Annotated in this window: 8 protein-coding genes; 1 reads left to right on the top strand and 7 read right to left on the bottom strand. The window is 39.7% G+C overall.

Translation table 11 applies throughout. The annotated features are described in order from the left end of the window. Positions 1-142: 142 nt before the first annotated feature. Complete coding sequence (locus JET18_RS00730) at positions 143-4537, bottom strand: GEVED domain-containing protein (RefSeq protein WP_202088457.1); 4395 nt, start codon at positions 4535-4537, stop codon at positions 143-145. A 262-nt stretch (positions 4538-4799) separates the two neighbouring features. Here JET18_RS00730 and JET18_RS00725 point away from each other — a divergent pair, with 262 nt between their 5' ends. After that, complete coding sequence (locus tag JET18_RS00725) at positions 4800-5021, top strand: hypothetical protein (protein WP_202088449.1); 222 nt, start codon at positions 4800-4802, stop codon at positions 5019-5021. 341 nt (positions 5022-5362) lie between these two features. On the opposite strand, the gene JET18_RS00720 is transcribed toward JET18_RS00725, so the two are convergent. The 6 genes from JET18_RS00720 to JET18_RS00695 form a co-directional block, all read right to left on the bottom strand. After that, positions 5363-6031 carry a DUF6048 family protein gene (locus JET18_RS00720; RefSeq protein ID WP_202088447.1) on the bottom strand — a complete coding sequence of 223 codons (669 nt, stop codon included), beginning with the start codon at positions 6029-6031 and terminating at the stop codon, positions 5363-5365. Then, the gene (locus JET18_RS00715; protein WP_202088445.1) at positions 5997-6476 is read right to left on the bottom strand and encodes a DUF6452 family protein; all 480 of its coding nucleotides are present in this window, start codon (positions 6474-6476) and stop codon (positions 5997-5999) included. Before JET18_RS00715 ends, JET18_RS00720 begins: the two co-directional genes overlap by 35 nt. A gap of 6 nt (positions 6477-6482) precedes the next feature. Next, positions 6483-8957: a zinc-dependent metalloprotease gene (locus JET18_RS00710; RefSeq protein WP_228728463.1), complete on the bottom strand. Its 2475-nt coding sequence runs from the start codon at positions 8955-8957 to the stop codon at positions 6483-6485. A 35-nt stretch (positions 8958-8992) separates the two neighbouring features. Beyond that, positions 8993-10399 carry a 23S rRNA (uracil(1939)-C(5))-methyltransferase RlmD gene (gene rlmD, locus JET18_RS00705; protein ID WP_202088442.1) on the bottom strand — a complete coding sequence of 469 codons (1407 nt, stop codon included), beginning with the start codon at positions 10397-10399 and terminating at the stop codon, positions 8993-8995. A 166-nt stretch (positions 10400-10565) separates the two neighbouring features. Then, positions 10566-12092: a TlpA family protein disulfide reductase gene (locus JET18_RS00700; protein WP_202088440.1), complete on the bottom strand. Its 1527-nt coding sequence runs from the start codon at positions 12090-12092 to the stop codon at positions 10566-10568. A gap of 282 nt (positions 12093-12374) precedes the next feature. Next, the gene (locus JET18_RS00695) at positions 12375-13142 is read right to left on the bottom strand and encodes a succinate dehydrogenase/fumarate reductase iron-sulfur subunit (protein ID WP_039365171.1); all 768 of its coding nucleotides are present in this window, start codon (positions 13140-13142) and stop codon (positions 12375-12377) included. Between the last annotated feature and the right edge of the window lie 10 nt (positions 13143-13152).

Genomic DNA, 13152 nt, shown 5'->3' with positions numbered 1-13152 from the left:
TAGCTATTTACTTAATAAAATATCAACACATATTGAATTATTAATTAAAAAAATTCTACAAAATCTTAAATAATAATTACCCCTAACAAAAAAAGCCCTCATTTCTGAGGGCTTTATCTATTTATCAATTTAAAATTTACGATTATTCTTTAATAAATTTCTTTTGAACGGTAATACCGTTGTCTTCGATATCTATTACGTAAACTCCGTTGATCAATTTACTTACATTCACCTGGTTGTTCAGTAAGATACCGTCACCGATAATCTGTCCTGCAGAATTGTAGATCTTGTACTTAGCTTTCTTGCTGATGTTTTTCACATACAATACTGAGCTTACCGGGTTAGGATAAATCATGATATCCGTCTGGTTAAGAGAATTCGGTACTCCCGGCTTAGCGATTCTGATTGAGTAATCTTCTACTTCACCATCATCAAAATTCATACAGTTTACCGGAACACCACCTCTCATCAATGCCACTCTCATTACTACATACTTATGAGTAGTCATACTTACGTAAGCATCTACAGGCACACTGAAAGTTCCTGTAAGAGGAGTTGTTGTATTGGCAGGAGATGTGAACACTCTTTCGTCAATATCAAAATATCCGTTTCTGTTGAAATCAATCCATACGGCAATACCTACAGGATCATTGGTTCCGTTCAGTTTTTTCTCAATCGTAATGGTATTTCCGGCAGATCCCTGAACCATTTCAATGAATGTATCCGGAACTCCTGTATAATCTGTATATTTTGAAGGACCTGAAGTATTTTCCATTTTAGGTCTTCCGTTCGGAACTACAGTTATTTTGGAAATATGCTCTACCGATGTATTGATAGCTCCCATTGCACAATGCATAACCGTAGGCGTTGTGAAATAGTACGGAGGCGTGAATGTTCCCGGCGTACCGTTACAGATATTCACCACCTGCATTTCATATTTCGTTTCTTCTATTAATCCTGTAATGGTATAAGTAGGCGCTGTTAAAGAAACATTCGTCCAACTTGGAATACCTACTTTTCTGTATCTAAGGAGATAAGTAGCTCCAGGGAAACCGTCCCAGATAACTTCTGCTGATGTAGGAGTAAGCTGAGTGATCGTTAATCCCGGAGGAGGAAGTTCACATGTTCTTTCCGTAGTAAATACTTTTGGATTCGAATACGGGTTAAGAGCAGTTTCTCCAACGCATTTGTTAGCAACTCTTACTTCATATTTTGTATATGGATCCAAGTTGGTTAGCAGATGTGTGTTGGTAGGAGGCGCAATGTTCGGAACCTGAGTCCATGTTGGCGCTCCTACTTTTCTCCATTCCAGCGTGTACGTAGAGCTTGCAGCAAGCGGAGCCCAGGTAATCAGTGCTGAGTTGGTTGTAATATTACTTACGGTAACATTCGGAGGTGTAGGGTCGCATCTTGTTACAAATGTTTTGATCGGTGTAAATGTTCCGATTACATCTCCACAAACCGCAGCCACCTGCAGTTCATAAATGGTAGCCGGAGTTAAACCTGTCAGTACAAGCGGAAGGTTACCCAGCAATGCAGAAGCATATACTTCAATCCATGCTCCCGGAGGAGTTGTCTGTGCTCTGTATCTTACAAGGTAAGTTACATTCGTTGCAGCTCCCGTCAGGTTCACCGTAGCTGTATTATGCGTTGGTGTAATGTTAGGCTGGTTTGGAGTAGCATTGCTACATGGTCTGATTTTCACAGCATAATCTTCCACTTCTCCGTTCACTGCATTCTGGCATAATACCGGAGCACTTGTACGTTTCACAACAACTCTCATTGTTGTATTAAACGGTCCTGTATAAGCATTTGCCGGAACTGCAAAATTGTTATTGGTAACCGGAGTAGCCGTATTCGCTGCTGAGTTTATAATCTGTTCTGAAGTTTCGAAAACTCCGTTTCTGTTATAATCTATCCATGCAGATACCGCAACGTTAGCCGTTGCACCAGTCCATCCTTTTGCTACAGAGATCTTGTTATTTGAAGAACCTGCATCAAGGGTGATCAGTGTCTGAGGCGTTGTATAGTTCGTATAGTTCGTCTGTACGGTTGTATTACTCATTACAGGTACTCCAGGATTTGAAGAAGTAACGGTTACATTCGCAATGTGGTCGTTCGTTCCTGTTCCTGTCATCGGACAGTAAGTCAATGGTGGAGTTGTAAATGGTACCGCAGTAGAATATGCTCCAGTACTTGTTCCACATGTAGTAGAAATCTGTACATGATATTGAGTCTGCTCATTAAGTCCCGGAATGGTATAACTTGTTACACCAGCTCCTAAAGTAACAGGTGGAATAGTATACGTTGGTGCTGATGCCAGTTTCCATCTGATGGTATAAATCGCATTGGCAGCTCCCCACCAGTTTACAGTAGCTGTAGTAGCTGTAAGGTTGGATAGCGTAATATTCGTAGGCGGAGCCGTAGTACATGGCGGCTGATCAATAAGCTTCACGGCATAATCTTCCGTTTCTCCCCAGGTGTAAGTTCCACAAGCAGAAGGAGAAGCACTTTCTCTTAATGCAACACGCATACGAGTCGTTAAGTTTCCTGTATAAACACCTCCCGCTGCGTTAGGCACAGCAAAAGTAGCGGTTACCGGAGTGGTTGTGTTACTTGGTGAATTTAATACCTGTTCGGAGGTTTCAAAAATTCCGTTTCTGTTAAAGTCAATCCATACTCCTGTTCCGAATGACCATTGAGTTCCCGGCCATGTCTTATCAATTGTAATCGTGTTATTTCCTAAACCTCTTACCAAAGTAACAAGTCTTGTAGGATCTGTACTGTAATCTGTATAATTACTGAAATCTGAAATGCTGGTCATTGGTGTTGCAGCATTCGGATTCACAGCTACTTTACTGATGAAACCATCAATGGTAGTACTGGTAGAACCTGAATTACAATAGGTGATAGCAGGTGTAGTAAACGGCGTAGGCGTAGAGAAAGGTCCCTGCGTGCCTCCGCAAATGGTAGCTATCTGGAATTCGTACTGTGTAAGTTCAGTAAGGTTGTTTATTGTATACGTACTTGCAAGCGGCGTTGTGATATTCACCGGAATCCAAGGTCCTCCAGGCAGTGTTCTGTACTGAAGTACATACGTTGCTCCTGTAGAAGGAATCCAGTTGATCTGAGCCGTTGTAGGGGTAATATTTGAAACCGTAAGACCTGTTGGCGGCGCAGTAGTACATGGCTGTAAAGCAATTACATTCAATGTGAAATCTACATAATTCCCCCAAGGAGCCGGTCCGCAAGAAGTAATATTTCCTGAGAATGACGTTGCTGTTCTTACTCTGTAGTTTCCTGGCGGCTGTGCTGCAGGTATTACAATAGTTCCGGTTCCGGTTGCTGCATAGGTAGTAGTAGCCAGAATAGTTTCTCCCGGATCATTGAAACTCATATTATTATTCCAGTCTACCCACACATAGTGATAATAAGTACTGGTACCACTGGTAGCCAGATTCACTGTTATTGTGTTAGTAGGAAGTCCTGAAAATACAGTCGCTGTATTATTTACGTAAGCCCCATAAGAAGTGGCTGTGTAATTTAAGTTGGAGATTCCCCCTGTTGTAGTTACCGTTTTCAGGTAATACGTTGATGAGCTACTCCCTGCTGTCGGAGTACAGTAAGCCGTTAAAACCGTAACAGGTCCTGACCACGTACTCTGATCTGTTGCACTACATCTTGATCTCACCCAGACATAATACGTTGTATTAGCAACTAAAGGCGAAAGGGTAACCGTTGTTCCGGTAGTCACTGTTTGTGAAGGTGTAGTTGCAGCCGTTGGCGCTGTAGGAGATGTACTGTAATAGATATCATATCCTGCTGCCGGTGCAGGTGAAGGGGCAACCCAGTTAATCACTGCACTTGTTGGAGTTACCGTACCTGATGCTACTCCGGAAGGAGGGATACATGTAGGAGGCGGCCCAAAAGTCAGTCGGACATTCGGTCTGTTAGAGTTAACTGTACCAGTCCCCGTAGGTGCTGAATTGTCATCCTCTATATACATATGCTGGGATGCAGCATTCGAGTAGGTATAAGAATTACCGGCTGTTGAGCCGGTACCGGTTCCACCGTAGTTGGTTTCAACCAGCACAACAAGGTTCTCCGTACCATTATAGTAAAAAGGACTTTGCAGTGTGAAAGTATTCCATCCTACAGGTATACCGCTTAAATTTCCGGAATACACCAGAGAAGCACCGGTAGTGGCCGTAGCCCAGTTCTGTGCTGTTAAAGTAGTAGTTCCTGCCGGAACAGTTTTTAAATAAATCTTTACAGGAATGTTTGTGGTTGTTGCTACGGTTGCATTCCATGCCACTGTCTGAACGTTTCCACCTGCAGGCAGGTTGATTTCCGTGGCAGTGTAAAGTGATGCATCTCTCTGGAACCCAAAATAAGCACCCAAAGGATACCTCTGAGTACTGGTTCCGGCACCAATAGTAACTGTTTGTGCCTGTGCAAATAGTCCGAAGACCATACAAAGCAATGTAATGAGCATCCGGAACGGCCTGCCCATCTTACAGAGTAAAAATACACTCATATTTTTTCAAATTTAAAATGATAACGATAGTAAGTATAGTGTTTCCTATTATTGTTGGTGTTCAAGTACACTTTTTGAAACACCATTTTATACAGCTAGACTGTATTGAAAAGAGTAGTTTTTAATTCATACGCTAATATTTTTATAATTACACAAATCTAATAATTTTTTCACTACTATCACATCCATTCAAATATTTTTTTGTTAAAATTCTATAATAACTACACATTTATACATTAAAATATAAAATACTACGAAAAATATGAGGATTTTATTTTTTGATTATTTTTGGATCAATCCGGATATGAACTGGTCATTTCTTTTCATCAACTCTAATTACATATCCCTTCTCACAAGGGATGAAACCGTGATGTTCCGTGGCTGGTTTTCCCACTTCCTGCCATCTGACCGGCTGGATTATCAATTTTACACTGCGCTTCATCTGAAATCTTTAGAAAGGTTCAGTATATTATTTACCGTATAATCCTCTATTTCACGTATATAAAACTATTGAATGCGTTTTCAGGCTGATATTTATAAGCCACCATTACTTTCATAATCATGTTTTGATCTGTATAAGAATCAGTTGAATCAATTATTGAAATATTAAATTAACACTACAAATATAACATTTTCATTAACATAAAACGCCTAATTTTATAACTTCAATAATAAACAATAATTATATTAATATTTTTAAGATTTATCAATTGTTCACAAAAAATCCCCAGATGGGGATCTGAGGATTTTTATGAATTGTATACATATTTTATTATTTTCGGTAGAAACATTTTATTCTTACCTGCAAATTGGCTGTATTTTTCATTAAAACTTATAGGCAATATTCCATGCAAATCCCATATTGAATTTACCGGAACTTCTCCCGAATCCAGGGACAATCATAGGGGTAATATCATCCTGCTTGGAAGTATATACCAGATATTTAGGCTGAAGGTTAACATCTATATAAAAATCAGATTCAAAAAGCTGCACTCTTCCCCCCAATGTTCCTTCCAGCCATGCGGAAGTTTGTGATGAAGATGGAAATGCTACGGAAGAAGAACTTCCTCCGAATCCACGGACCGGAACAGCCATATATTCCTGATTATAAAATGCACCGCCTATTTTTCCGCCCACATAAAAGCCGTTGAATTCATTTTCGCGGTCTTTAGCCAGCATATAAAATGCTCCAAGTTTCACAAAAGGCCCGCTCGCTTTTGCATCATACCCATTCTTCTGGTATACATTTTTTTCAAACCCGGCTTCTGCCACGGCGTGAATATTTCCTTTGATTTTAGATGAAATAAAACCCTGGTAAAGCACCCTGTCTGAAAAAAACGAAACACCGGCATTGAGCACATCAAAACCAACCATAAAATTGGGCACATATTTCTCGTGTACTTTTTTAGTTTCTTTCGTTTCTTTTTTCTCCTGAGTGAACCCCAGGATTCCTATCAGGCTAAAAAAGAAGGAAAAGATTAGTCTTGTTTTCATTCTCTATCTGGTTTTGTCCTGCTTCTAATTTCAGCACAGGATTGGATTGTATTAATTCTGAATTTAAATTTTCGTATGTTTTCTTGATTCCGCATCCCGGAGAAACATAGGTGGTCTTGGTGGTATAATTGATTCTGACATGAGATTCTACCCCAGTCTCCAGGATTCTGAAATAAACATCTGTATAGGGAGAATCATCTACTCTGAGCGGAATCAATATGGAGCTGATGTTTTCATATTTACCCAGCTGTACCTTTCCGGAACCATAATCTACTGCTGCAAACAGCAAGGGGACCGGTGTTTCTTTACCGGAGGCCATAGACTTGAATGCGACCTTCATTCTTGGGGTTCCTTCACCGCTCTCACAGATATCATCATCTCCGCCGCAGGACCATATCACAAAAAGGCTGCAGAGTACGATTATAATATGTTTATAATATTTCATATTTTTTTATTTTGGATCCAAAGCTTTCTCTATGGTAAAAATAAGCTCTTCATAATGGTATTTATTCACTTTATTAGAAGATGCTTTTACAGAAAGGTCTTTTTTGATTTCATTTAAATTTCCCCTTACAATAGCAGAAACATCTGATCTGTCCGGTGCTTTTGAATCGACAAGTTTGATCATCTGATCTACATAATTTCTCTGAAGGCCTCTTCCGTACACATCAGGATTATCTTTTTTCATAATGGAATTGTTCAGGTCTGAGAACAGATCCACCAAAGTATAAGTATCCTGCTCCACGGCTTCCATCTGATACATATTCTGCAAAACAACAGGACTTAAAACTCTTGAAAGAACACCATTCTGAATTTCTTCAATTGTTTTCACCGGAGTTTTTCCGGTTTTCTCAAAGATCTCTTTTTTGATCAGCCATTGCGGCGTTGTAAAAATATTTTCTTCTAAAAATCTCATGGCTTCCTGCTGGTCTTTTTTAGCAACAGCTTCATATACGGGTCCGGACTGTTCAGCCGTTTTGGGCGTTTCCATCTGGCCGCCTATATATTTTGAAACATGTCCGGCATATCTTCTGAACTGTGTGATCACCTGGTCATACATTGTTCCAAGATTTTCATAATCTTCGTTTGGAGTTTCTGTCCATTGATAAAGGTTATCTACAATTCTTTTCAGATTTTTGATTCCGTAGGTACTTGCAATCATGGCATTGTCTCCTACCTGCTCACTCTGAGATCTCGGGTCTAAAGGATTGGTTTCTGTTCCGAACCAAAGTCTTTCATTTTTAAGGTTTTTAATGACCCATTTATTCAGATATTCTTTTTCCGCATCTGGAGTTTTATAGTCGTAGAATCTTTTATATCCCCATTCAATCGCCCAGTCATCATAATCTCCGATTCTCGGCATAATTCCTGAGTCACCGATTTTGTCTTCCGGCTGTGCCACATAGTTGAATCTCGCATAATCCATAATGGAAGGCGTATGACCATTTTTTTCAAGCCATTTTTTATCTCTCAGTTTTTCAACCGGCACTGTAGAGCTTGAACCAAAGTTATGTCTTAATCCTAAAGTATGTCCTACTTCGTGGGAAGACACAAAACGGATCAGTTCGCCCATCAGTTTATCATCAAATTTAACTTTTCTTGCTCTTTCATCGTTAGGGGCGGCCTGTACGAAATACCAGTTTCTTAAAAGCATCATCACATTATGATACCAGTTGATATGGCTTTCAAGGATTTCTCCTGTTCTGGGATCTGAAATGGAAGGACCTGATGCATTGGGAACATCTGAAGGCTTATAGACAATAGCCGAGAACCTCGCATCTTCAAGACTCCATTCCGTATCCACTTTTGAATCCGGAACTTTGGCATAGATGGCATTTTTGAAGCCTGCCTTTTCAAAAGCTTTCTGCCAGTCATTCACACCTTGGATCAAATAAGGCACCCATTTTTTCGGGGTGGCCGGATCTATGTAAAAAACAATTGGTTTAGCCGGTTCTACCAGTTCGCCTTTTTTATATCTTTCAAGATCCTGGGGCTTTGGCTCCAGTCTCCATCTTTTCACTAAAGAAATTCTTTTTACCCCTTGAGGATCTACATCAAAATCTGTGTATCCTACGGTAAAATACCCAACTCTCGGATCAAAGTATCTCGCCTGCATTTTATTTTCCGGAAGGAGCACAAATGAGGAATTGATTTCTACGGTATAATTTCCGCTGATCTTAGGCGTATTCGCAGGAGTAGCTCCCGGAAGCGGTCTCCCAAGTGTGCGCGCAAATGTTTTGGTGGTATTGATCTCAATATTCCCCGGGAATGATTTTACAAAATTCACAAAGGACATATCTTTCTGAAAAGCTCCGACTTTGAAGGCATCTTTATACATTACCGAGAAAGAAACGGTTTCGTTATCGGAATTCAGAAGATCCGTGACATCAATTACTGAGGACTTTTTAGCCAATCCATAGGTTTTTACATCAAAGGATTTAATAATAGGCTGCACATTGTTTCTGATCACAGAATTGTACATATCTGAGGTAGAATCTTTCGCATAATCTACGAAAGAAATAGATCTCAGAAGGATTTTATCTTTGGGACCTTTCTCAAATGCAACTACCTGCTGCCCGATCTGGTCTCCTGCATAACCGGTATTTCCGGACCGCATGCCTGCAGCAGCCTTGGTGAGTCTTGTTACCAGAAGAAATTCCTTTTTCAACATATTGTCGGGAATCTCAAAATAATATTTATCTTCAATTTTATGAACCGTGAAAACACCCTGATCTGAAACCGCTTTATCTGTAATAACCTCTTTGTAAGGTTTTATTGCAGGCTTTTTCTTAGGATCGTCCTTTTTTACTTTAGCTGTATCTGTTTTTACTGCTGTAGAATCTTTTTCCTGCCCTTTCAATTGGTTCTGACTCAATGTCAAAACAAATAAAATGAATGCAGCACCCAGGTTTTTCACTCTTTTCATTTAAATTTTCAGATTAATATATTCAAATTTAGGTATTATTTTTTGATCAGTAATGCAATGTTCTCAACGTGGTGAGTTTGCGGGAACATGTCTACCGGAAGGATTTTCACTAAGGTATAATGTTCTTTCATCAAAGCAAGATCTCTCGCCTGCGTCGCTGAATTACAGCTTACATACACTACTTTTTCCGGGGCAAGCTTCAGGATCTGCTCCACTACTTTCTGGTGCATCCCGTCTCTTGGCGGATCGGTAATCAGAACATCTGCTTTCGGGTGATTTTCCAGAAATTCATCATTGAAGACATTCTTCATATCTCCGCAGTAGAATGTGGTATTGGTAAGACCGTTCAATTCGGCATGTTCAATGGCTGCATCGATTGCTTCCTGAACAGATTCGATCCCAATTACCTGCTTGGCATTTCTTGCTACATACTGTGCAATGGTTCCGGTTCCGGTGTAAAGGTCGTATACCACTTCATCTCCTTTCAGATCTGCAAATTCAAGGGTTTTTCTATATAATTCGAGTGCCTGCTTATAATTGGTCTGAAAGAATGATTTAGGGCCGATTTTGAATTTCAGTCCGTCCATTTCCTCCATCAGGAAACCTTCCCCGAAATACACATTGATATTCAGATCATAAATAGAGTCATTCTGCTTTGGATTGATGGCATACACCAATGTTTTGATCTGCGGGAATTTTTCAAGTAAAAACTGGAACAGCTTTTCTCTGTTCTCTTTTTCTTCTCGGTAAAGCTGGAATAATACCATCCACTCTCCTTTGGAGTTCTGTCTCATCATCAGGGTTCTTAAAAAGCCTTCCTGATTTCTTACATCAAAGAAGTCCAATCCCTGTTCCACACCATAGTTTTTCACAGCCAGACGAATGGCATTGGAAGGATCCTCCTGCAGGAAACATTCTTTAAGATCCAGGATTTTGCTCCACATTCCCGGAATATGGAATCCTAGAGCATCTTTGCTTCCGAAATTCTCTTCGGAGCTTATTTCGTATTGGGTAAGCCATCTCGCGTTGGAAAAGGAAAACTCCATTTTATTTCTGTAGAAATACTGTTCTTCTGCCCCTAAAATAGGAACGGTTTCAAAATCATCAATTCCACCGATTCTTTTGATATTGTTGTATACTTCTTCCTGTTTGAATTCAAGCTGCTTTTCGTAGCTCATGTTCTGCCATTTGCATCCGCCGCAGGTCCCGAAATGAACACATTTAGGCTCTACCCTGAATGGAGACTTTTCAACCACTTCCACGGTTTCCGCTTCGTAGTATTTGGATTTGGATTTCTTTACTCTGGCATTCACCACATCTCCCGGAACAGCTCCGGAGATCAATACCGTTTTTCCTTCTTCCGTTCTTCCTATGGCAACGCCTTTTGCACCTGCCCCGAACAGCTTAATATTTTCAAGAATTATATCTTTCTTCTTTCTCATCCGTAAACTCAATTTCTTTAACACACGAATGAAACTCTCCAGTCTCATCCGCCAATTCTATTTTTTCTATTTTCTAATATGCCGGAAAGCATCCGGTTTCAATCTGCAAAAATACAATAAAAAAAACCTTATCCGAAGATAAGGTTTCCCTCTATATTAAAGTTTATTATTTTGTAGGTGCAGGCTGCGGATTGGCAGGCTGGGCTGAAGGATCTACAGTGATTCCCGGCGGCATCATCTGAGGATTAGGCTGTACTCTCGGAGCGGAAAGACCTGTCTGCTTATCCAGAATGGTTACTACTTCCTGCTCGCCAAGGTTTACAAATGATCTGCTGGCAATTTTACCGTCTTTATCCACAATTACAAAGCAAGGAAGTTTGAATCCGTACACTCCGTATTTTTTAGCAATATCAGAATCCAGACCTTTATCTGCATATACATTCGTTCCAGGAATTCCTTTCAGTAATGCACTGCTTGTTTTCACAAACTGATCTTTTGTATCATCTACGTTTACAAAAACGAAGTTCATTTTGGATTTGTAGAAATTTACCACTTCTTTCAATACCGGAACTGTTCCTTCGCTGATGTAAGGATTCCATGATGCATAGAAGAACAGCATGTATGGTTTACCCTTATTTTCTGCAAGCTGGTAAGATTTACCGTCTGCTTTTACCAGTGATGCTTCCGGAGCAGCTTCTCCTACTTTAAGACCGTTTACAGCGATCTGCATTTTTCCAAGATCAGCTTTGATCCCTGCATCTGTAATATCTGTATCAATGATTTTTTTAACTTTCTCCGTATTTTTCGCTGGAGCACCCGGATGGATATCCTGAGCCACTACAAATGCCAAAAGGTAATCTTTAGCGGTCTGCGAAATATCTTTTTTATCTTTCAGGAACTGTGCAAAAATCTCAGAAGTGATCACATCTGTTTTTCCTTTTGTTTTTGCTTCTGCAAATTTCTGGAAATCAGGGCTCAGTTTCACAAGAAGATACTGTCTGTATAATGGAATGGTTTTTACCATCAGATCTTTGTTCTCTTCAAGCTTTGTTTCGTAATCCTTGAAAGCTTTGGAAACTTTAAATGAAGGATTTCCCGACATCTGACGCTGAGTCATTTCATAATTGGCAAGAAGGTTCAGGATGGTTACTTTCACATCATTCTTCTTCCACTCCAGAATCCCTTTGCTAGGATTATTTTTCTGAGCAACATCTTCTACGTTTTTGTTGATATCAGCTTCAATTTTCTGAGCGCCTTTCAGGAATGTTTTTTCATCACCCGACATTAGCTGCTGGATGTTGATTTTACTTCCGTATTCACCCAAAAACTTTTGGCTGGCCTGAAGGAAATCGTTATTTTTCTTAGCATCTCCCGTCACCACGAATTCATTAGGGAAGGTCATTGAGTTTCCGGAAATATTTAATTTCTGTCCGCCTTCCAGGTAAATAAGGTTTTGTTTTCCTGCATAGTTGATTACATACATTCCATCTTTAGGCGCTTCAAAGCTTCCTGTAAAGTTTCCGTTTTTATCTAAACCAATATTTGCAAGCGGAAGAGTTGCTACACCCGAAGCTTCCACAAACTCAATTCTTTCAAGTGGTGAACTTCCGGTAATTTTTCCTTTAACTTCAACTTTTTTTGAACAAGACATCACAAAAGCTGTGATGATAAACAATAAAAGATATTTTTTCATTTCAATTTTTAATATTACGCAAAAATACGTTTTTTACGGCTTGTTGATTAACACTATTTATTTTTTTTGAAAATTTTATAAAAACCTATGAAAAGGGATTTTGAGCCCTTCTGATCATAGATTTTTTCTTTCCAAAAAAACTGATTTCATCAAATATAGAATTATTCGGTAAAAGATCCCTCTATCTTTTTCATACCTTAACAAAATTTAACAGACCGAATGCCAAAATAAAAAAATCGTCTCCATAATGAAGACGATTTTTGTATGTATTTATAATAGGTTTTATCCTCTGTCGGCAAGAGCTGCCATGTATTCTCTGTTCATTCTCGCGATGTTTTCAAGAGAAATTCCTTTCGGACATTCTACTTCACAAGCACCCGTGTTTGAACAGTTTCCGAATCCTTCTTCGTCCATCGCTTTCACCATGTTCAGAACTCTTCGCTTCGCTTCTACTCTACCTTGAGGTAAAAGAGCATACTGAGAAACTTTAGCTCCAACGAATAACATTGCAGAACCGTTTTTACAGGTAGCCACACAAGCTCCACATCCGATACAAGCCGCAGCATCCATTGCTTTGTCTGCATCTTCTTTAGGAACCGGAATTGCATTGGCATCCAGCGTATTTCCTGAAGTGTTTACCGAGATGAAACCACCTGCAGCCATTACTCTGTCAAATGCGCTTCTGTCTACCATTAAGTCTTTAATCACCGGGAAAGCAGCACTTCTCCATGGTTCAATAACGATGGTTTCACCGTCTTTGAACATTCTCATGTGAAGCTGACAAGTAGTAATACCTGTATCAGGACCGTGCGCTCTACCGTTGATGTAAAGGGAACACATACCGCAGATTCCTTCACGACAGTCGTGGTCAAAAGCAATAGGTTCTTTTCCTTCGTTAATGATATTTTCGTTCAGAATATCCAGCATTTCAAGGAATGAGGAATCTGTAGAAACATCTGATATTTTGTAGGTCTCAAACTGACCTTTAGTTTTGCTATTTTTTTGTCTCCAAATTTTTAAGGTAAGATGAAGGCCTTTTTTTGCACTCATAATTATTTAT

Origin of the sequence: Chryseobacterium endalhagicum, from assembly GCF_016745235.1 — a bacterium.
GTDB lineage: Bacteria > Bacteroidota > Bacteroidia > Flavobacteriales > Weeksellaceae > Chryseobacterium > Chryseobacterium endalhagicum.
Note: the sequence above shows the minus strand (reverse complement) of the source record. Positions and strands in the feature narration are given on the sequence as shown.

What these genes read in the sequence shown, in the direction of transcription:
- JET18_RS00730 (WP_202088457.1), bottom strand. Translation starts at nt 4,537, where the DNA reads ATGAGTGTATTTTTACTCTGTAAGATGGGCAGGCCGTTCCGGATGCTC.
- JET18_RS00725 (WP_202088449.1), top strand. Translation starts at nt 4,800, where the DNA reads ATGAGGATTTTATTTTTTGATTATTTTTGGATCAATCCGGATATGAAC.
- JET18_RS00720 (WP_202088447.1), bottom strand. Translation starts at nt 6,031, where the DNA reads ATGAAAACAAGACTAATCTTTTCCTTCTTTTTTAGCCTGATAGGAATC.
- JET18_RS00715 (WP_202088445.1), bottom strand. Translation starts at nt 6,476, where the DNA reads ATGAAATATTATAAACATATTATAATCGTACTCTGCAGCCTTTTTGTG.
- JET18_RS00710 (WP_228728463.1), bottom strand. Translation starts at nt 8,957, where the DNA reads ATGAAAAGAGTGAAAAACCTGGGTGCTGCATTCATTTTATTTGTTTTG.
- rlmD (WP_202088442.1), bottom strand. Translation starts at nt 10,399, where the DNA reads ATGAGAAAGAAGAAAGATATAATTCTTGAAAATATTAAGCTGTTCGGG.
- JET18_RS00700 (WP_202088440.1), bottom strand. Translation starts at nt 12,092, where the DNA reads ATGAAAAAATATCTTTTATTGTTTATCATCACAGCTTTTGTGATGTCT.
- JET18_RS00695 (WP_039365171.1), bottom strand. Translation starts at nt 13,142, where the DNA reads ATGAGTGCAAAAAAAGGCCTTCATCTTACCTTAAAAATTTGGAGACAA.